We start from the raw sequence: 19,906 nt of genomic DNA, 5'->3' as shown, positions 1-19,906 counted from the left end.
CGGCGGCCTCCAGGATTCCGGCGTGCGCTTCGCGCACGGCCTCACGAGGTATTTGGGTTGAAGCAAGGTCTGTCTCTTCGGGTTTCGCAGCATCTCGCGCTGACGCCGCAACTGCAGCAGTCGATCCGGCTGCTGCAGCTTTCCACGCTCGAACTGAGCCAGGAAGTCGAGCAGATGCTCGACGAGAACCCCTTCCTGGAAGCCAGCCTGGACGAGCCGGTCCAGGACTTCGGCTCCGTCACGCCCGAAGCCCCCGCATCCGAGGACGACAGCTACCACACCAGCGCCGACACCAGCAGCACCAGCACGGCCGACACCGCCGGTGAGTCCGAGGGCGAGGGCGGCATGGAGGCCGAACCCAGCTGGGACGGCGAAGGCGGCACCAACGAGGTCGTGGCCGACGACGGCGAATGGGGCGGCGACGCCCCCGCGCGCCAGAACAACCTGGGCGGCGACGAAGCCGTCGATGCCACCGAACTGGCGCGCAGCCAGGAGTCGCTCACCGCCCATCTGCACCGCCAGGCCCTGTCGCTGCGCCTGTCGCCCGAGGACAGCGCTGCCCTGCGTTTTCTCATCGAATCGCTCAACGACGACGGCTATCTGGAAGACTCCCTGCCCTCGCTGGCGCTCGGCCTGGCCGGCCCCGACGAGGAGCAGTCCGAGGAGGTCGAGGAACTGGTGCAGCGCTTCACCATGGCCCTGCGCCTGCTGCAGCACCTGGAGCCGGCCGGCGTGGGCGCGCGCGATTTGCGCGAATGCCTCACGCTGCAGCTCAAGGCCCTGCGCGGGGCCGGCACCGTCCCGCCCGCGCTGGTCGATGCCGCCCTGGCGATCTGCGCCCAGCCCATGGAACTGCTGGCCCGGCGCGACGTGAAGCGCCTGGTCACCGCCTGCGGCGTGGAAGACGAGCTGGTGCGCGCCGCCATGGGCCTGATCGCCCGGCTGGAACCCAAGCCCGGGCGCCGCTTCGTGGACGTGGAGCGCAACATCGTCATCCCCGACGTGCTGGTGCAGAAGATCGGCCGCGGCCCGCAGCCGCGCTTCCGGGTGCAGCTCAACCCCGACGTGATGCCGCGGCTGAAGGTGCACGACATCTACGCCAGCGCCCTCAAGCAGCACAAGGGCGAGGGCAGCGCCGCCCTGCAGCAGCGGCTGCAGGAGGCGCGCTGGTTCATCAAGAACATCCAGCAGCGCTTCGACACCATCCTGCGGGTGTCCAACGCCATCGTCGAGCGGCAGAAGAACTTCTTCGTGCACGGCGAGCTGGCCATGCGCCCGCTGGTGCTGCGCGAGATCGCCGACGAGCTGGGCCTGCACGAATCCACCATCAGCCGGGTGACCACCGCCAAATACATGTCCACGCCCTTCGGCACCTTCGAGCTGAAGTATTTCTTCGGCTCGGCCCTGGGCACCGAGACCGGCGGCAACGCGTCGAGCACGGCGGTGCGGGCGCTGATCAAGCAGTTCGTCAGCTCCGAGGACCTGCGCAAGCCGCTGTCGGACAGCCAGATCTCCGACATGCTCAAGGAGCAGGGCATCGAATGCGCGCGGCGCACCGTGGCCAAGTACCGGGATGCCCTGCGCATCGCGCCGGCCAATTTGCGCAAGTCGCTGTAGCGGCCGGGCCGCATTGTGGCGGCGAGAAAAAACCAATAAACTGGTTCTTAAGCCGCTTAATCGCCAGTTTATTGATGAAAAAGGCTGCAGCCTCCCTCTCTTCCCTGCCCGAGCCGGCGCAGCAATCGCTGCTGTCGCTCGGCCAGCGCCTGCGCGCGCACCGCATCTCACGCGGCTGGACGGTCGCGGAGATGGCCGAACGCCTGCTCTGCTCGCCCACCACCTGGCGCGCGCTGGAAGGCGGCAAGGCCGGCACCAGCGTCGGTGTGCTGGCCCATGCGCTCTGGCTGCTGGGCCAACTCGACGGCCTCGATGCCCTGGCGCCCGCGCCGCTGGTGGCCGCCGGCCGCCGCGTGCGCCGTGCCGCCGGCCAGCCGGTGCCGGGCCGCATCTCGGGTGACGAGCTTGATTTCTGATCCTGCCTCCGCCGAACGCCAGGTCTATGTCGGCCTGGCCTGGAACGACGACCGCCAGGAGATCCCGCCGGTCGGCCTGCTCAAGCTGCTGCGCCAGGGCGTGATGGAGTCGGGCGAATTCGCGTATGGCCGCCGCTACCTGCAACGGCCGGATGCGCTGGCGCTCAATCCCGCCTGGCTGCCATTGCAGGATGCAGCTTTCCCGCTCGCCCCGCGCAGGCTGCGCGACGGTGGCGCCTTGCCGCTGACCTTGCAGGACGCGCTGCCCGACAGCTGGGGCCGCCGGGTGCTGGAAGCGCGCCACGGCGGTCCGCTGGACGACATCGACGCCCTGCTGTTGACCAACGACGACCGGGTCGGCGCCATGGTGTTCTCTACGCGGCTGCCGATCCAGCCCTGCGATCCGCCGGGCAGCCTGCTGGCGCTGGAGGCCGTTGCCGAGGCTTCACGCCAGCTGGAGGCTGGCTTCGAGGTCACGCCCGCCATGCAGGCCCTGCTGCGCGGCGGCGCGAGCCTGGGCGGTGCCCGGCCCAAAGCCAGCTTCTTCCACGAGGGCCGGCGCCACATCGCCAAGTTCGCTTCGCGCGCGGACGACTGCGACATGGAGGTCGTCGAGGCGGCGACCCTGTCCCTGGCCGCGGAGTGCGGCATCGAGGTGCCGGCCTTTGTCCTGCAGCCGCTCAGCCGCGGCCATGCGCTGCTGGTGCGGCGCTTCGACCGGGAGATGTCGCCCCAGGGAGAGCGCCGCCTGCACTACCTCTCGTGTTCGGCGCTGCTGGACGTGGCCTACCAGTCCAGCGGCGGCAGCTATGTCGAGCTGGCCCAGACGCTGCGGCGGCTGTCCTTCCGGCCGGAACACGACCTGCAGGAGCTGTTCCGCCGCCTCGTCTTCAACCTGGCCGTGGGCAACACCGATGACCATGTGAAGAACCACGGCATGCTGCAGGACCATCAGGGCCGTTGGCGCCTGGCGCCGGCTTTCGACATGGTGCCGCAGTTCGGCGGCATGGCCGGCTACCAGGAGCTGGCCATCCTGCCCGGACAGCGCGATGCGCGCCTGGCCCTGGCCCGCGAGGCCGCGCCGCATTTCGGCCTGAACGCCGACCGGGCCGAAGAGATCGTCTCCACGACCCTGGCCACCCTGGCCCGCCGTGCTGCAGCGGCTGTGGCCGAGCGGGGCGGCGACGAGGCCCTGGCCCGGCGCATGGCCGATTTCGTCGCCCGCCAGGCCGAGGCCATCAGCGCCTGAAGCTCAGAACTTCAGGCCCTTCATCCCCTGCAGCAGGTTCTTGCCCGTCTCCAGCGGGTTCTGCCGCATCTTCGTTTCCTCCCTACCCACATAGGTGAAGATGCCGTCGGAGGTCTTGCCGGTCACGTAGTCGGTCAGCTTGGCGTCGTTGAAACCCAGGGCCGACAGCTGCGAGGTCTGCTTGAGCACGCCGCTGCTCTGCAGCGCCGCCTGCACCAGCGGCTTGAGCTGGGCGGCGATCTCCGGGCCGGTACTTTTCTTCAGGTAGTCGGTCGCGCCCGTGTCGCCGCGCAGCGCGCCGACGGCATCGTTCAAGGTGGCCTTGTCGATGGCGGCGCGGAAGATCGGCTTGGCCTGGGCGGCTGCCTGTTCGGCGGCGCGGTTCAGGCTGCCGTTGATGTCGCCGGTCAGGCCGGCCTTGCTGGCCAGGTTCATCAGGTCGCCCACGCCCTTGCCGCCGGGCAGGGCGATGGCGATCGCCTGGTCGGCCGAGAAGGCGCCGGGCTTGGAGAGCTGGTCGAGCGCGCTGTCGGAAGCCTGGCCGAGCATGCTCTTGATGGCCGATCCGCCCACCTGGGCCGAGGCCGGAGCGCCCACCAGGGCGAGGGCCAGGACGGCGGCGGTGGCCGCGAAGGTTTTGCGTGAAATCATGGTGCTGCTCCGGTGGATGTCCCGCCATTGTGGCCTTGCCGATTTACCGCGGCGGCCGCGCGCGTATCCTTGCGGACTTCCATGAACCAGTTCCAGCTCTTCCTGCCCTGCGCCGCCGGCGTCGAGGGCTATCTCGCAGACGAAGTCCACCAGCTCACCGGCCTGGCCGGCATGGACCTGCAGACCCTGCGCGGCGGCGTGCTGCTGCGCGCCTCCTGGCGCGACGCCATGCAACTCAACCTGCACAGCCGCCTGGCCCAGCGTGTGCTGGTGCAGCTGTCGCAGACCCTGTACCGCAACGAACGCGATCTCTACGAGGCCGCTTCCGAAGTCGCCTGGGAGATCTGGTTCGGCACCAAGCAGACCTTCAAGATCGAGATGACGGCCCAGCACAGCCCGCTGCAGAGCCTGAATTTCGCCGCGCTCAAGATCAAGGATGCCGTCGCCGACCGGTTCCGCAACAAGACCGGCGTGCGGCCCGACGTCAACACCCAGTGGCCGGACGTGCGTATCCACGCCCACCTCACCACCGACCAGGCCACGCTCTACATCGACACCTCCGGCGAGCCGCTGTTCAAGCGCGGCTGGCGCGAGGACAAGGGCGACGCGCCGCTCAAGGAAACGCTGGCTGCCGCCATGATCGCGGCCAGCGGCTGGAATCCTCACGGCGAAAATCCGGTCGCGCTCTACGACCCCTGCTGCGGCAGCGGCACCATCTCGATCGAGGCCGCGCAGATCGCCTGCCGCATCCCGCCCGGCGCGCACCGGCGCTTCGCCTTCGAGAAGCTGGTGCCCTTCCAGCCCCATGTCTGGCGCTTGCTGCTCGACGAGGCCGAGGCAGCGGTCTGCGCGCCGCCGGTGCCGGTGTTCGGCAGCGATGTGTCGCACCGCATGGTCGACTTCGCCCAGCGCAACGCCGACCGCGCGGGTGTGCCCGATGCCGTCGAATTCCGCGGCGGCGACGCCCTGCAGCGCATGCCGCCGGCCGAGACCGGCGTGATGCTGCTCAACCCGCCCTACGGCGAACGCATCGCCGTGGCCGGCGTGGCGGGCCAGCGCGCCGGCGACGTCGCCCAGCAGCCGCGCGAGATGCGCGAAACCGCCCAGACCGAGGACGGCGCCGACTTCTTCCCCGCCCTGGCCACCCACTGGAAACGCAACTTCGCCGGCTGGAGCGCCTGGATGCTCACCCCCGACCTGAAGCTGCCCGGCCGCATGCGCCTGAAGGAATCGCGACGCGTGCCAATGTGGAACGGCCCCATCGAATGCCGGCTGTTCAAGTTCGACATGGTGGCCGGCGCGGTGCGCCAGCGCCCGCCGCAGGAATGAGCCAGCCCCCGGTGGTGGTGCTGGACACCAATGTCGTGCTCGATGTCTTCCTCTTCGCCGACCCGGCCTCGCAGCCGGTGCGCGACGGACTGGCCGAAGGGCGGCTCGACTGGATCGCCACGCCCCACATGCGCAACGAGCTGGAGCGGGTGCTGGACTATGCCCAACTGGTGCCGCGCCTGGCCTTCTACGGCCTGACGCCGGCCGCCATCCTGCAGAAGTTCGACCGCCACGCCCGCATCGTCGAGCCGGCGCCCAAGATCGGTTTCTCCTGCAAGGATCCGGACGACCAGGTGTTCATCGACCTGGCGGCTGCCCACCGCGCGCAGCTCCTGAGTAAGGACCGGGCGGTGCTCTGCATGCGCAAGCGCCTGGCGGGCCTGGGTGTGACGGTGGGCACGGTGCTCGACACGGCGGCGGTCGATCCGGCCGTGCTGCTGCCCGCGCGCTGACCGGCTTCAGGCGGGTGCTGCGGCCAGCCAGGCCGAGCCGCTGCGCAGGGCATCGGCCGCATCGCAATACTCCAGCCCGATCACCGGATTGGGCGCCTGGTGCGCCAGGCGCACCGCCTCGTCGGCTGTCCCCGCCGGGTCCTGCCCGAAGCCTTCGAGCACACGCACGCCGGCCGCCGTCGGTTCGCCGAATTCGCGCAGCTGGCCCAGGCTGGCGCTGAAGCCTAGCGCCGACAGCAGCCCGGCCGGCAGGGAGGCCGAACGGCCCAGGCGCTGGTATTCGCCCAGCAACTGCAGCGCCGCCCGGGCGACGGCGGCCTGGCGCCTGCCGATGTCCCGGCGCAGGCCGGCCAGCAGCGCGTGCAGCCGTGCATCGCGGCGTTCGGGCGACAGCAGCAGGGCGCCAACCACCAGCAGAGCAGCCAGCGCCAGGGCCAGCGATCCGCCCAGGATCTCGGCCGGGCCGGCCTCCGGCATGCCGGCCTGGCTGCCGAGCATGAAACACATATTGGCGTCCAGCGCCGGCAGGGCGGTGCGGGGATATGCCCGCGCCAGCGCGCCCAGCACGATGAAGGGCGCCACGCTGGCGATCAGGCCGAGCGGCCCGGCCACCTGCGGCTGGATGAAGAAGCGGTAGAGCATGGCGGCCGCCACACCGACGATCACGCCGGCCAGCAGCCTGGGCGCGACCAGGCGCGGCGAGGGCAGCGAGCCCAGCACCATCGAGAAGATGCACACGCCCAGCGCCATCAGCTCGCCGGCGGCCCAGCCGGACCAGAGGCCGGCCAGGGCGGCCACGAAGGTCGCCAGGCCGGCCAGCGGGCCGCGGATGCGGGCGCGTTGCCAGTCGCGCTGCGGCGGCAGGCGCATGGCGGCGGTGACGGCGACGGGGCGGTCGGCGAACAGGGCTTCCTCGGCCTGCACGATCTGGCGCATCGCCTCGTGCAGGCGTGTTTCCGGGCCTTCCGCGCCGTGGGCCGGCCAGGCTGTCGCACCGACGGTTCTTTTGCCATCGGTGCGCAGCTCCTGCGCCTGGGCCAGCAGGCGGCGGGGCAGGGTTTCGTCCACCGCATCGCCGCGCAGACGCCGGGCGCGCAGCGCGCTCGCCGCCGACATCAGGGCCAGGCTGGCGGCGGCCAGGGCGGTGGTGTGGCGCAGGCGGCGCCAGCCCTGCAGCGAGCCGGCGGCCATGGTGCGGGCGGCGGATTCGGCGTCGGCGATCTCCAGCAGGAGTCGCTGTTCATGGGCTGGCTGTTGTGGATCGTCGTGGCCGGACACGGCCTGGGCGGCGAAGTCGGTGGCGTCGGCGGCCATTTTCCGGATGCGCAGGTAGAACTCCCGGCGTCCCGCGGCGGGGGTGAACCAGCCGGTCACCAGGGTCACGGTCAGCACGCCGATCAAGGTGCATTGCACGCGGGCGATGGCCAGGGGCAGGAGTTGCTCGCCTGCATGCAGGCAGGGCAGGAGGACCACCGCGGCGGTCATGCCGGCGAGCGTGGCGGCGTAGCTCTTCACGCCGGGCAGGAGGTGGGTGGCGGTGGCCATGGCGGCTACCCAGAGGGCTAGCGCTGCGAGCAGGGTGAGCGGGTTCCTGGTGGCTGCGAGCAGGGCGAAACCTGCGGCTGCGCCGGCCAGCGTGCCGAGCAGGCGGTAGATGCCGCGCTCTATCAGCAGGCCTCTGGAGGACTGGGCTACCACCCAGACGGGCATGGCGGCCCAGTAGGCGTTCTGGATGTCCAGCTGGGTGGCCAGGGAGAAGGCCAGGAGGGCGGACAGGGACATGCGCAGGGCTTGGGCTAGCTGGGCGCTCGTCATGGGTTTGGGGCTTGTTTTTTGGTGGGATTGGGGCTTGACGATAGTGGGGGGAGTCTGTCTGGGGGCTGACCTGCGGGTGGGTCTCCTGGCGGAGGGCGGAGCTGGGGCTGCGCGCCCCAGACCGCGCTCACTTTCTTTGCTTCGCCAAAGAAAGTAAGCAAAGAAAGGCGACCCGACACCCGAGGCCCTTCGGGCACCGCTGCGGTACTCGCAAAGGCGGGGTCCACGACAACTCGCCTTCGGCTCAAACAGGTCGTGGCCCTGATCCGCCTTTGCTCCGTTCCTCGCTCTCGGGCTCACGGGACCCGGGAGCGGGAGCGGGGGCAGGGGCAGCCACTGCTTCGCAGGGCTACGGGCCTTCGCTTTGCTCGGCCTGCTTATTGTTGGGTGCGGAGGTCTGCTGTCCGGGCTGCGGCGGTGGCCAGGGCCAGTGTTGCGCCCAGGGCGCAGGTGGCGGGCCAGCCGGCTTGTTGCCAGGCGATGGAGCCGGCGGCGCTGCCGGCGGCGGCGCCGATGAAATAGGCGGTCATGTAGACGGCGTTGATCCGGCCGCGTGCCGAGGGCTGTAATCGGTACACCACGCTCTGGTTGCTGATGTGGATGCCCTGCAGCGCCATGTCCACGATCAGCATGCCGGCCAGGAACCAGCCGAGGTGGGTGCCACCCAGGTAGAGCGCGGCCCAGCCGAGGATCAGCAGCAGGGCCGATGCGCCGGTGGTCGCCTGCTGGCGTCCCTGGTCGGCCCAGCGGCCGGCCAGGTTGGCGACCAGGGCGCCGGCCACGCCTACCAGGCCGACCAGGCCGATGGCGGTGTCGCCCATGCGGAACGCCGGGCCGGACAGCAGCAGGGCCATGGTCGAGAACAGGCAGCTGACCGAGGCGAAGGACAAGGCGCCCAGCCAGGCCCGGCTGCGCAGCCGCGGATGGCGGCGCAGCAGCGTGCCCATCGAGCGCAGGATCTGGCCGTAGCGCGCGGATTCGGCATTGCGCGAGGACGGCAGCGCCCACCACAGCAGGGCGGCCACCAGCAGCATCACTGCGCCCGAGATCCGGTAGACCATGCTCCAGCCGCCCCAGCCCGAGAGCAGGCCGGCCACGCTGCGGGCGGCCAGGATGCCGGTCAGCAGGCCGCTCATCACCAGGCCCGTCGCCCGGCCGCTGCGGCCGGGCGCGGCCAGGGCGGCGGCCATGGGCACCAGCACCTGCGAGGCCACCGAGAACAGGCCGGCCATGGCGGTGCCGATGGCCAGCATGCCGAAGCCGCAGGCGAATCCGCTGACGAACTGGCCGGCGGCCGCCAGCAGCATCAACGACACGGCCAGGGCGCGGCGCTCCAGCATGTCGGCCAGGGGCACCAGCAGCAGCAGGCCGCAGGCATAAGCGACCTGGGCGATGGTGACGGTGAGCGCCGCGCGGGATTCGGCGATGCCCAGGTCGCGTGCGATCGAATGCAGCAGCGGCTGGTTGAAGTAGTTGCCGCCGGCGCACAGGCCGCAGGCCATGGCCATCAGCAGCAGGACGGGGGTGGAGAGCGGGGCGGCGGGGCGCGCGCCTGTCATCGGTCTTCGTCCCGCAGGGCGGCGGTGGCGTCGATCTCGAAGAGCATGCCGTCCAGCGCCAGGCGGGGCACCGGGATCAGGGTGCAGGCAGGCGTGGCCAGCGTGCCCCAGCGGCGCATCAGGGCCTGGCTGAAGATGCCCAGGCGCTCCTGCGAATGGTCGACCACCAGGGCGGTCAGCTCGGCCACGTCGGCCCAGCCGGCGCCGGCCGCGGCCAGGGCGGTGTGCAGGTTGTCGAGCGCCTGTTCGACCTGTGCGGCGAAGCCGGGCGCCAGACGGCCTTCGGCATCCTCGCCGCCCTGGCCGGCGACGAAGATCAGCCGCGCCGGGCCGGTGATGCAGGCCAGGTGCGAATAGCCGTTGGGTCGCGGATCGTAGAGGCCGGCGGGGTTGAGCATGTGCAGGGAGAAGGCCATGGTCGGGACGCGCTTGGGGCGCCAGGAGCTGAAGACCTCGCCGAGTATCGAGCCTCAACTTCACTTGAGGTCAAGCACTATTCGTCCATGCCAAGATGGCGTCCTGCCTGTCCCTTCGCCGAATCCCAATGTCCCTCAAACCCAGCCGCCCCACTGCCAGCGAAAGACTCACCGTGGGCGAGGCCGCCGCCCGCAGCGGCCTGTCGGTATCGGCCCTGCATTTCTACGAAAGCCGCGGGCTGATCGACAGCGAACGCAATGCCGGCAACCAGCGGCGTTATCCACGCGCGGTGCTGCGCCGGCTGGCGGTGATCAAGGTGGCCCAGCGCATGGGATTGCCGCTGCAGGCGATCGCCGATGCGCTGGCGCGGCTGCCGGTGGGGCGCAACCCGACGCGGGCGGACTGGCGGCGCATGTCCACCGCCTGGCGCGCGGAGCTGGACGAACGCATCCACACGCTGACGCAGCTGCGTTCGCAGCTCGATGGCTGCATCGGCTGCGGCTGTCTCTCGCTCAAGGTCTGCCCGCTGCGCAATGCGGGCGATGTGCTGGCGGGCGAGGGACCGGGGCCCCATTTCCGCGAAGACGTCTAGGCGCCCGGGGCGGGGGCTTACCAGCTCGCGCCGAAGCTGCCGCGCAGCTCCTCGATGCTGTGTTCGGACAGCGGCTCGGGCTTGGTCATCAGCCACAGCCGCGCCGTTTCTTCCAGCTCTTCCAGCACCGCGCTGGCCTCGGCCGGCGAGCGGTGCCAGACGTTGGGGCCCAGCCGATCCAGCATCACCGCGCGGATCGCGCGCCCGGCCTGCTGCGCGGCGGCGATGCGCTGCGCCACCAGTTCGCCCACCACCGGATCGCCCGGCCGGTGGTAGGGGATCAGCGGCACCCGGCCGACCTTCATCACGAAGTAGGGCGTGATCGGCGGCAGGATGCTGTCGGGCTGCCACACACCGGCCAGGGTCAGCGCGACCAGGTGGGTGGAGTGGGTGTGGATCACGCAATGCGCCCCGGGGTCGGCGCCGTAGATGCGCCGGTGCAGCACCAGGGTCTTCGATGCGCGGTCGCCAGAGGTCTGCACGCCCTGGGCATCGACGGCGGCCAGGCGGGCCGGGTCGAGCGCGCCCAGGCAGGCGTCGGTGGGGGTGATCAGGTAGCCGTCCTCGGTGCGCACGCTGATGTTGCCGGCCGTGGCATGCACATAGCCGCGGGCATACAGGGAGGCGCCGACACGGCAGATCTCTTCGCGCAGTTTGCTGTCGCTCATGCCAGTCGCTCGAATGCCTTGGTGAAGAAGTCGGGAGTGCCGAAGTTACCCGACTTGAGCGTCACATGCAGCGTCTCGCCCGGGCAGGCCGGCGACTGCACCGCGGTCCAGGGCACGCCGGGGTCGATCTGCGGGCCGATGGCCATCTGCTGCACACCGAGCTCCTGCACCACCGCGCCCGAGGTCTCGCCGCCGGCCACGACCAGCTGGCGCACGCCGCGCTCCACCAGGCCCAGGGCGATGTGCGAGAGCGCCTCTTCCACGATGGCGCCGGCGCGCGCCACGCCCAGCTGCGCCTGCACCTGCTTGACGGCGGCGGGCTCCGCGGTGGCATAGACCAGCACCGGCCCCTCCTGCAGCTGCCGCCCGGCCCAGGCCAGGGCCTGGCCGACCAGGTCGGTGCCTTCGGCCAGCGCCAGCGGGTCGATGGCGAAACTGGCGCCGCCGGCCTTCTGGAATTCCGCCACCTGCGCATTGGTCGCCAGCGAGCAGCTGCCCGAGACGATGGCGCGCTGGCCGCTGGCGGGCGGCAGGCGGTCGGCGCTGCCCTGTGCACCCTCGAAGCCCGGCCAGTTCTGCGGCAGGCCGATGGCCACGCCCGAGCCGGCGGTCACCAGGGGCATGCCCTTGACGGCCGCGCCTATGGTCATCAGGTCGTGGTTGGAGACGGCATCGACCACGGCGATCTTCACGCCCTCGGCCTGCAGCGCGGCGAAGCGCTCGCGCACGGCGGCCTCGCCGCGCGCCACCACGTCGTAAGCCACCAGCCCGACCGGGTGGCGCGTCTGCGGCTGCAGCACCCGCACCAGGTTGGCGTCGGTCATGGGGGTCAGCGGATGGTGACGCATGCCGCTGTCGCTCAGCAGCTGGTCGCCGACGAAGAGATGGCCCTTGAAGACGGTGCGCCCGTTGTCCGGGAAGGCCGGCGTGGCGATGGTGAAGCCGGTGCCCAGCGCCTCCATCAGCGCGTCGGTCACCGGGCCGATATTGCCCTCGGCGGTGGAGTCGAAGGTGGAGCAGTACTTGAAGTAGACCTGCTCCACGCCCTGCGCACGCAGCCACTGCAGCGCGGCCAGCGATTCGGCGACCGCCTCGGCCGGCGCCGTGGTGCGCGACTTCAGCGCCACCACGATGGCGTCCGCATCCACACGCGCTGCCGCGTCGGCCGGCACCCCGATGGTCTGCACGGTGCGCATGCCGCCGCGCACCAGGTTGTTGGCCAGGTCGGTGGCGCCGGTGAAGTCGTCGGCGATGCAGCCGAGCACGGGCCTGGATTCAGCCATTTGCGTTTCCTTTTTCTCTAAGCGATGAAAGCCTCGATCAGCAGCACACCCGCCAGGCCGATGAAGGACTGCAGCGACAGCATCAGTGTCCAGGTGCGGAAGGTCTGCGCGACCGAAAGCTGGAAGTATTCCTTGAACAGCCAGAAGCCCGAATCGTTCACATGCGAGAGCATCACCGCGCCCGAGGCCGTGGCCAGCACCAGCAGTTCCGGCGACAGGCCCGGATGCGCCAGCGCCAGCGGCGCGACGATGCCGGTGGCCGCCACCGTGGCGACGGTGGCCGAGCCGATGCAGATGCGCAGCAGCGCCGCGATCGCCCAGGCCAGGATCAGCGGGTTCACCGGCCAGCCCGAGGCATGGTGGGTGATCAGCGCATCGACCTTGATCAGCGTCAGCATCTCCTTGAAGCCGCCGCCCGCACCCAGGATCAGCAGGATGGCGCCCAGCGGCGCCAGGCCCTTGCTGGCCATCTTGCCGACCTGCTCCAGGCTGTAGCCCGAACGCAGGCCGAGCGCGAAGAAGGCGAAGATGACGGCCGCCAGCAGCGACAGGATGGGGTTGTTCAGCGCGCTGAAGAAGTTCCAGGCGCCCGTGCCCTTGGCCGTGTTGGCCAGGCCCAGGGTGCCGATGAGCATCAGCGCCGGCGGCAGCAGCACCGCCACGATGGAGGCGGGCAGCGACACCCGGGCCAGCTCTTCGGCGCTGGTCTCGCGGGCGCCGACCGGGCCGGCATTGAGGTCGGGCGCCGGGCCGAACCAGCGGGCGGCGAACTTGGTGAAGAGCGGGCCGCAGATGACGGCGGTCGGGATCGCGATGAACAGGCCGTACAGGATGGTCAGGCCCGTGTTGGCGCCATAGGCCGACACCGCCAGCGTGGGCGCCGGATGGGGCGGCAGCAGGCCGTGCGACACATACAGGCCGGCGGCCAGCGGCAGGCCGACGTAGAGCAGGTGGCTGCCGGTGCGCTTGGCCACGGTGTAGACCAGCGGCGCCAGCATGATGAAACTCACGTCGAACAGATGCGGCATGCCGATCAGCAGCGCCGCCGCGCAAATCGCCCAGGGCACGTACTGCACCGGCCGGCCGCCCAGGAAGGCGTTGGCGATGCGGTCCGCGCCGCCGGAGCCCAGCAGGATGCCGCCCAGCAGCGTGCCCAGGCCGATCACCGGGCCGGTCTTGTTCAGGCCGCCGCCCACGCCCTTGGCGAAGGCGTCCACCACCGCGTTGGGCGTGGCGCCGCTGGCCAGGCCCAGGCCGATGGCCGCCAGCGTCAACGCCAGGAAGGGGTTGAGCTTGAATTTGCTGATCAGCACGATCAGCACCACGATGGAACCGACCGCCATCAGCAGGGTCGTCAGGTCGCTGTGCATTGTTGTTGTCTCCGTATCTGCGGCGGTTTATTGCAGGCCGGCCTGCCAGGCGGCCAGCAGCTCGGGTTCGGCGTTGGCGAGATCGCCCAGCACCAGCAGTTCGCCGGCGCGGATGTCGCGAGCGGTGGTGGCGTGCGCGGCCAGGTAGAGCGGCGCGACGTCGGCCGGCGCCGTGGTGCGCGGCAGCAGCACGGCCTGCACGCCGGTCACGTCATGGTGGTGGCCGCCCATCTTCAGCACGGTGCCGGCGGGAATGTCGGCGGTGGCGCGGCCGGCCAGGATGGCGCATTGCGTCGGCTTGTCGCTGCCCGAGGCGCGGCCCTGCAGCACCGCGTTGAGCAGGCTGATCGGCGTCTCGATGCCCATGAAGTGGTAGGGCAGGTACATGCAGGCGTACTTGCCGTCGCGGCTGACCACATGGCCCTTCTGGCGCAGCAGCTCCCAGGTCACGGAATCGAAGGTCTTCACCACCACGAACACGCCGCCGGCGAAGCTGGCTTCGTCGGGCGTGCGCAGCACGTTGAACACCTCGATGGCGCCGCTGCGGCCCAGCAGGCCGCCGTCTTCCTTCAGGGCGTAGATGTCGGCCAGCTCGGCGGTGCGGGCGATGGGGTAGTGCAGCAGTTCCACGTCCGGCACCAGGCCGGTGTTGGTGGCGACCACCGACATCTCACAGTAGTCGGCGGTGGCCGAGGTCTTGCGGCCGGCCAGCGCCGCGCGGCGCGCCGCCACGGTGGCGGGCACGTCGGCGCCCAGCGTCATCAGCGCGCCCATGGCGGGGCAGGCGAAGGTGGTGTCGAGCTGGGTGATGTCGCCGGTGGCGGGGTCGAACACCAGGTCGTATTCGCTGGACTTGCCGGCGGCCACGATCTCCAGGTTCAGGGTGCGCGCCCAGCTCACCCAGCCGATCAGGTTGGCCGGCTGGTCACCGTCGGCGGTGGTGTAGACCACGCCCTTGGCCGCGGCGCGGCGCGACATGGCGATGCCGGCGACCGAATCGACTTCCTTGCTCACCATGGCCACATGGCGGCCGGCGTCGATGGCACTGCATGCAATCCGGTAACCGATGACCGGGTTGCCGGTGGCCTCAACCAGGATGTCGTAGCGCTCGTGCGCGATCAGCGCCACGTCGGCCACCAGCACGATCGCATCGGCCGGCGCGGCGGCCACGGCGGCGGCGTCGGCGCATTCCAGCAGGGCGGATTCGGCATAACCCAGCTCCAGGCAAAGGGCGCGCAGGCCGGGCAGGTCCAGGTCGCACAGCACGGTGGGCAGCAGATTGGGCATGCGGCGCGTCTGGGCCAGCAGGGTGCGGGAGAAGCCGCCCTTGGCGCCGGTCAGGGCATAACGCACGGTTTTGCCGGACTGGGCGGCGAACAACAATTCAAAATTCATGGCGATGATTCAGGATGCGGCGCGCTGCCCAAGGGGCGTGCGCAAGGCACGCTGGCGCCTGTGGATGACCAAACCCCCGATGATTGCATGCAATCAATCGCTGAAAGCCAGGGTTATCACCTAGAAACACAATATGGACCCCGTGATTGCATTCAATGCAGACTCCTGACCCCATGAACACCGCCACCGAGGAACGCGGCCAGCGCAGCCTGCTCGCCGCGCGGCGGCTGCGCGAGCTGATCGTCTCGGGCAGCCTCGCGCCCGGTCAGCGCATCACCGAGCGGCTGATCGCCGAGCAGCTGGAAGGCGTTTCGCGCACGCCGTTGCGCGAGGCCTTCAAGATCCTGGAGGCCGAGGGCCTGGTCACCATCGAGCCCAACCGCGGCGCGGTCGTCACCGCCATGACGGTGGAGGAGGTGGCCGCCGCCATCGAGGTGCTGATCGGCCTGGAATCCCTGGCGGCCGAACCCGCCTGCCAGCAGATCGGCGATGCGCAGGTGGCCCACATCGAGGAGCTGCACCGGCACATGGAGCAGGCCTATCTGGCTGGAGAGCTGATGGAGTACTTCCGCTGCAACCAGGCCATCCACCAGGCCATCGTGGACGCCGCCGGCAACCCGGTGCTGTCGCGCATCTACGCGGCCGAGTCGGCCCGCATCCGCCGCTACCGCTACGCTGGCAACCGCAAGACCGAACGCTGGCGCCGCGCGGTGCAGGAGCACGAAGCCATCCTCGATGCGGTACGCCAGCGCGCCGGCCCGCTGCTGCGCGAGATCCTGCGGCAGCATCACCGCAGCGGGTGGAACGTGGCGCGGGAGTTCCTGGATGCGGAGCTGCGTGCCGTGGCAGCGGGCCAGCCGCGAAAGGCGGCTCGCGCCTAGGCTTCCAGCAAAGCCCACGCAGCGCGCGCCCGCTGCAGGTCGCGCCCCCAGCGCCGGTCGCTGGGCAGCCGGCGCAGCCAGCGCATGCGCCGTGCGCTGTCGGCGACCTGGGCCTGCAGGGCCGCGGGGCGGGCCGAGAGCCAGGCGCGCCAAGGTTCGCGGGCGGCTTCGAGCTGGCCGGCTTCGAGCAGGTAGACGGCGCTGGAGTGCACATAGCAGAGTACGTCGCGCAGCTGGCATTGCAGCAGCGGCAGGCTGGCCTGCGGGTCGTCCTCGAAATCCACATAACCGATGACGCCGTCCGGGCAGCGCACCAGATTGCGCGAGAAGCCCTGGCTCAGGCAGGTGCCGACGGCATGCACCCGCGAGGTGGCCTGCAGGCCCTGGCAGAACAGGGCCAGCACCTTCTGCGGATCGTCGCCGGTGTTCTCGTTCATCTCCTCGGCCAGCGAGGGGGTGGGCTGGCCGGGGCGGCCCAGGTGCTCCATCAGAAAGCCCTGGGGCAGCTCGGCCAGCACCGGCGGCACCCGCAGGCCGCGGGCGGCCAGTTCGCGCAGCCTTCGCGCCTCGGTGCGCACCGCCTGCTCACCGCCGGGATTGGGCACCGGCGCCAGCGCGGGCAGGCGCACGGCGCTGGCGAACAGGCCCAGCAGCCAGTAGTGCCAGCGCGGCCGCGCCGCCACGCTGCGCTTGACCCAGACCTGCCCGTCGCGCCACAGGTAGCGCTGCACCGGCTCGGTCTGCGTGGCCAGGCATTGGCGCAGGAAGTCGGCGGCCTCTTGCGCGCCGGCCTCGTCGAGGTCGCCGGTTTCGTAATCGGAGTCGGATGGCAGGTTCACCTGGCAATGCTAACCATGCCGGGGCGGTCCGGGGAGCATCAGCCCTGCTCGTCGTCGCTGCCGGCCTGGCTGAAGGGGCCGAAGCGCGCCAGCAGCTGCCAGAACCAGCCCTCCTGGCGCAGGCCCTGGCGGTCGTAGTGCTGGTCGCGGTACATCAGGTCGAAGGCGCGCCGGGCGACGCGGTCCATCAGGGCCTGCACCGCCCGGTGCTTGGCGGCCTCGCGCGCGGCGTCGGTGGGAAAGGGATTGGGCCGCCAGTCGCCGTGGTCCAGGCGGTAGGCATCGCCGCGCAGCTCGACATCGCGGTAGCGCGTGTGCTGCGTCCGCGCCGCCGGGTCGTGCATCTCGTGGCGCAGGCGGGTGACCGCCGTGCGGCCGGAGGTGCCGGCATCGGCCATCGCCTGCGGCAGATAAAGCCAGCCGCCGCGCGAAGTGGCGTTGGCGGGGCGATGCGCGCGCGGCGCGTGTTCGAGCAGATCGTCGAGCGCCTTGCCGCCGCGAAAACTCAGCACGCCGTTGCGCGCGAAATCCTGCATGTGGGCCATCACCGGGGCCAGGCCGTTCTCGCGGGTGCCCAGGATGTCGGGGCCGGCGGCGTAGAAGGCCTCGGTGCGCGCCAGGCCCTCGCGGCTCTGCGTCTCGATGCGCTGGCGCAGCGGCTCCTGCAGCTCGGCCAGATCGGGGTGAAAGGTGTCGGGCGGCATGGCGCCGTAGCTCAGGCCGCAGCCGGCGCGCTCGACCTGGCGGTCCACCGCTTCCTGGGCCTGCTGGCGCAGGGCGGGCTGCAGCTGCCGCGGTGCCTGGCGGTCGATGAAGTCGGACAGCTGCGTGCGGACCTCGGCCAGCCGGGCGAAGAAGGTGTCGATGGCCTCGACCCGGGCATCGAAGCTGGCGATGCGGGCGTGGAAGGCCTGCACCGGATCTTCCTGCGGCGGGCCGCTCCTGTCCCGCGCCTCCAGCTGCGCGCGGTCGTGCGAGCAGGCCGCGTGGATCAGGTGGAAGTGCAGCGGAAAGTAGGCGCGATCGGCCTCGGCCGCCGCACCGGGCTGGCGCCGCTGGGCGTCGTGCAGCGCGTAGTAGGCCCGGGCGCCTTCCTCGACCGTGGTGCACAGCGGCGACAGGGTGGGCCTGGCACGACGCGGCGCGGCGGTTGCGGTTGCGGTTGCGGTTGCGGTGGTGGTGGTGGTGGTGGTGGTGGTGGTGGTGGCCGGCGCGGCGGTGCGATGCCGGCGGTTGCCGCGCAGCCGCCGGGCGCGCGGCGGGGCGAAGATGGCGGGTGTCGTCTCCAGGGCGTGCGGCGGGCCGAAGGGCAGTCCCTGCAAATGCGCTCCGGCGGACAGGTTCGTGCCACCGGGCAGCGCCAGCGCGCCGGGGCCGGCGGCGGGCGGCATGTGGCGCCCGGTGAGCCCGGCCAGGGCCGATTGCACGTAAAGGAATTGCGTCAGGAGCTGCGCGGCGGTGGAGAGCCAGGACATGGTGGGAGCGAGTGAAAAAAACGCCCATCATTTCCAGGCCCCGGACCCGGCCCGGCCCACGCGCCGAAGCCTCGTCACGCGGCCCGAAAGCCGCCTCCGCCCAGGCTCCTAGAGGGATGAGCGCGGCGCCAGCACCGCCGTCGGCAGGGTCGCGCCGGCATGCTGCGGCGCCGGGCCCGGCACGGCCTCCTGCGCACGGAAGCTGTCGGCCGAAGCCAGCGGCCAGTAGAGGCGGAACACGGTGGGCAGCTCGTCCAGCGGCCCCAGCAGCGCGCCGGCCTCCACCTGCAGCAGCAGGTTGGACAAGAGGCGCACTTCCGTATCGGTGACACGCCGCACGATGTGGTGGGCGGTGATCTGCTGCGGATGCTCCAGCCCGGCCGCCTGCACCAGCTCCTTCAGCGCCTCCAGCGTGTGGTGGTGGAAGCGGGTGACGCGCTCGGCCTTGTCCGGCACCACCAGGGCCTGCTGGCGCTGCGGGTCCTGGGTGGTCACGCCGGTCGGGCAGTTGCCGGTGTGGCAGGTCTGCGCCTGGATGCAGCCCAGCGCCAGCATGAAGCCGCGGCCGGCGTTGCACCAGTCGGCGCCGAGTGCCATGTAGCGTGCGATGTCGAAGGCGCTGATCACCTTGCCGGCGCAGCCCAGGCTGATGCGCTTGCGCAGGCCGGCGCCGACCAGGGTGTTGTGCACCAGCAGCAGGCCTTCCTGCACCGGCGCGCCGACGTGGTCGGTGAACTCGACCGGCGCGGCGCCGGTGCCGCCCTCGGCGCCGTCGACCACGATGAAGTCCGGCGTGATGCCGGTCTGCAGCATGGCCTTGACCAGCGCGAACCATTCCCAGGGATGGCCCAGGCAGAACTTGAAGCCCACCGGCTTGCCGCCCGACAGGCGCCGCAGCCGCACGATGAAATGCATCATCTCGACCGGCGTGGAGAAGGCGCTGTGCGAGGACGGCGAGATGCAGTCCACCCCCACCGGCACGCCGCGCGCCTCGGCGATCTCGGGCGTCACCTTGGTGCCCGGCAGGATGCCGCCGTGGCCCGGCTTGGCGCCCTGGCTGAGCTTGATCTCGATCATCTTCACCTGCGGCTCGCGGGCGTTGGCGGTGAACTTCTCCTCGTTGAAGCTGCCGTCGTCGTTGCGGCAGCCGAAGTAGCCCGAGGCCACCTCCCAGATCAGGTCGCCGCCATGCACCCGGTGGTGGCGCGAGATCGAGCCCTCGCCGGTGTCGTGCGCGAAGCCGCCCTGCGCCGCGCCCTTGTTCAGCGCCAGGATGGCGTTGGCCGACAGCGAGCCGAAACTCATCGCCGAGATGTTGAACACGCTGGCCTCGTAGGGCTGGGTGCAGGGCTCGACCGAACTGGAGGGCGCACCGGGCCGGCCGCCGATCCACACCCGGAAATCGTGGCTGGCCAGCTTGCTGGGCGACATCGAATGGTTGATCCACTCGTAGCCCTGCAGGCCGGCGTCGAGCTGGGTGCCGAAGGGCCGGTTGTCCGGCTCGCCCTTGGCGCGCTGGTAGACCAGGGAGCGCTGGGCGCGCGAGAAGGGCAGGGTCTCGTTGTCGCTCTCGATGAAGTACTGGCGGATCTCCGGCCGGATGAATTCGAAGAAGAAACGCAGGTGCCCCAAAACCGGGTAGTTGCGCAGGATGGCGTGGCGCGTCTGCGCCAGGTCGCGGAAACCCACCACCGACAGCACGACCGCCAGCGCGGTGGCGATCCACCACCAGGCGCTGGCCGTGTCGTGGATGAAGGCCAGCACCAGCACGGCCAGCAGGCACAGTCCGAAGGCGCTGTAGCGCACCGGATAGCGGCCCAGGCCGCGGCGGGCCCCGTGCAGGGAAGGGCGCGCTGGGTCGCGGGGAATGGTGGACATCGGGGGGGTCTCCTGGACTG

At 70.8% G+C, this 19,906-nt stretch carries 18 protein-coding genes; 7 read left to right on the top strand and 11 right to left on the bottom strand.

Annotated elements, in window-relative coordinates:
* Window positions 1-57 precede the first annotated feature (57 nt).
* The 3 genes from rpoN to GT347_RS12110 all read left to right on the top strand — a co-directional run bounded on the left by rpoN (window position 58) and on the right by GT347_RS12110 (window position 3,282).
* On the top strand, window positions 58-1,617 hold the full coding sequence (rpoN, locus tag GT347_RS12120; protein WP_160552191.1) for an RNA polymerase factor sigma-54: 1,560 nt from the start codon (window positions 58-60) through the stop codon (window positions 1,615-1,617).
* Window positions 1,618-1,691: 74 nt separating this feature from the next.
* Window positions 1,692-2,033, top strand: a complete 342-nt coding sequence (locus tag GT347_RS12115) for a helix-turn-helix domain-containing protein (protein ID WP_160552190.1) — start codon at window positions 1,692-1,694, stop codon at window positions 2,031-2,033.
* Window positions 2,014-3,282, top strand: a complete 1,269-nt coding sequence (locus tag GT347_RS12110; RefSeq protein ID WP_229722852.1) for a type II toxin-antitoxin system HipA family toxin — start codon at window positions 2,014-2,016, stop codon at window positions 3,280-3,282. Before GT347_RS12115 ends, GT347_RS12110 begins: the two co-directional genes overlap by 20 nt.
* A gap of 3 nt (window positions 3,283-3,285) precedes the next feature.
* Here the strand turns inward: GT347_RS12110 and GT347_RS12105 are convergent, their stop codons facing one another.
* Window positions 3,286-3,933, bottom strand: coding sequence for a DUF4197 domain-containing protein (locus GT347_RS12105; RefSeq protein WP_160552188.1), 648 nt, complete (start codon window positions 3,931-3,933; stop codon window positions 3,286-3,288).
* 81 nt (window positions 3,934-4,014) lie between these two features.
* On the opposite strand from GT347_RS12105, the gene GT347_RS12100 reads away from it, so the two are divergent.
* Window positions 4,015-5,262, top strand: coding sequence for a THUMP domain-containing class I SAM-dependent RNA methyltransferase (locus GT347_RS12100; protein ID WP_160552187.1), 1,248 nt, complete (start codon window positions 4,015-4,017; stop codon window positions 5,260-5,262).
* Window positions 5,259-5,714: a putative toxin-antitoxin system toxin component, PIN family gene (locus GT347_RS12095; protein WP_229722851.1), complete on the top strand. Its 456-nt coding sequence runs from the start codon at window positions 5,259-5,261 to the stop codon at window positions 5,712-5,714. Before GT347_RS12100 ends, GT347_RS12095 begins: the two co-directional genes overlap by 4 nt.
* Before the next feature lie 6 nt (window positions 5,715-5,720).
* Here GT347_RS12095 and GT347_RS12090 read toward each other — a convergent pair whose 3' ends face one another.
* The 3 genes from GT347_RS12090 to GT347_RS12080 form a co-directional block, all read right to left on the bottom strand.
* A complete protein-coding gene (locus GT347_RS12090) occupies window positions 5,721-7,529 on the bottom strand; it encodes an FUSC family protein (RefSeq protein ID WP_160552185.1) in 1,809 nt (602 codons plus the stop codon).
* A gap of 377 nt (window positions 7,530-7,906) precedes the next feature.
* On the bottom strand, window positions 7,907-9,088 hold the full coding sequence (locus tag GT347_RS12085; protein ID WP_160552184.1) for an MFS transporter: 1,182 nt from the start codon (window positions 9,086-9,088) through the stop codon (window positions 7,907-7,909).
* On the bottom strand, window positions 9,085-9,504 hold the full coding sequence (locus GT347_RS12080) for a RidA family protein (RefSeq protein WP_160552183.1): 420 nt from the start codon (window positions 9,502-9,504) through the stop codon (window positions 9,085-9,087). Before GT347_RS12080 ends, GT347_RS12085 begins: the two co-directional genes overlap by 4 nt.
* Before the next feature lie 128 nt (window positions 9,505-9,632).
* Between GT347_RS12080 and soxR the strand changes: the two genes are divergently transcribed.
* Entirely contained in the window at window positions 9,633-10,097 is a 465-nt protein-coding gene (gene soxR / locus GT347_RS12075; protein ID WP_160552182.1) for a redox-sensitive transcriptional activator SoxR, read from the top strand.
* A gap of 17 nt (window positions 10,098-10,114) precedes the next feature.
* On the opposite strand, the gene GT347_RS12070 is transcribed toward soxR, so the two are convergent.
* The 4 genes from GT347_RS12070 to GT347_RS12055 are packed head-to-tail and all read right to left on the bottom strand — an operon-like array spanning window position 10,115 to window position 14,813.
* Entirely contained in the window at window positions 10,115-10,765 is a 651-nt protein-coding gene (locus GT347_RS12070) for a class II aldolase/adducin family protein (RefSeq protein WP_160552181.1), read from the bottom strand.
* Window positions 10,762-12,048, bottom strand: a complete 1,287-nt coding sequence (otnK, locus tag GT347_RS12065; protein WP_160552180.1) for a 3-oxo-tetronate kinase — start codon at window positions 12,046-12,048, stop codon at window positions 10,762-10,764. The genes GT347_RS12070 and otnK overlap by 4 nt, the downstream gene beginning before the upstream one ends.
* Before the next feature lie 17 nt (window positions 12,049-12,065).
* The gene (locus GT347_RS12060; protein WP_160552179.1) at window positions 12,066-13,418 is read right to left on the bottom strand and encodes a GntT/GntP/DsdX family permease; all 1,353 of its coding nucleotides are present in this window, start codon (window positions 13,416-13,418) and stop codon (window positions 12,066-12,068) included.
* A gap of 27 nt (window positions 13,419-13,445) precedes the next feature.
* Window positions 13,446-14,813 (bottom strand): homoserine dehydrogenase, encoded by a 1,368-nt coding sequence (locus GT347_RS12055; protein ID WP_160552178.1) that lies wholly within the window; start codon window positions 14,811-14,813, stop codon window positions 13,446-13,448.
* A 173-nt stretch (window positions 14,814-14,986) separates the two neighbouring features.
* Between GT347_RS12055 and GT347_RS12050 the strand changes: the two genes are divergently transcribed.
* Complete coding sequence (locus GT347_RS12050) at window positions 14,987-15,694, top strand: GntR family transcriptional regulator (protein ID WP_160552177.1); 708 nt, start codon at window positions 14,987-14,989, stop codon at window positions 15,692-15,694.
* Here the strand turns inward: GT347_RS12050 and GT347_RS12045 are convergent.
* The 3 genes from GT347_RS12045 to GT347_RS12035 all read right to left on the bottom strand — a co-directional run bounded on the left by GT347_RS12045 (window position 15,691) and on the right by GT347_RS12035 (window position 19,886).
* Entirely contained in the window at window positions 15,691-16,533 is an 843-nt protein-coding gene (locus GT347_RS12045) for a BUD32 family EKC/KEOPS complex subunit (protein ID WP_229722850.1), read from the bottom strand. The genes GT347_RS12050 and GT347_RS12045 overlap by 4 nt on opposite strands.
* A 38-nt stretch (window positions 16,534-16,571) precedes the next feature.
* The gene (locus GT347_RS12040; protein WP_160552176.1) at window positions 16,572-18,008 is read right to left on the bottom strand and encodes a hypothetical protein; all 1,437 of its coding nucleotides are present in this window, start codon (window positions 18,006-18,008) and stop codon (window positions 16,572-16,574) included.
* Window positions 18,009-18,116: 108 nt separating this feature from the next.
* On the bottom strand, window positions 18,117-19,886 hold the full coding sequence (locus GT347_RS12035) for an FMN-binding glutamate synthase family protein (protein ID WP_160552175.1): 1,770 nt from the start codon (window positions 19,884-19,886) through the stop codon (window positions 18,117-18,119).
* Window positions 19,887-19,906: the final 20 nt, after the last annotated feature.

This window comes from Xylophilus rhododendri (assembly GCF_009906855.1).
GTDB classification, from domain to species: domain Bacteria; phylum Pseudomonadota; class Gammaproteobacteria; order Burkholderiales; family Burkholderiaceae_C; genus Xylophilus; species Xylophilus rhododendri.
This window is presented reverse-complemented; position numbering and strand designations above follow the sequence as displayed.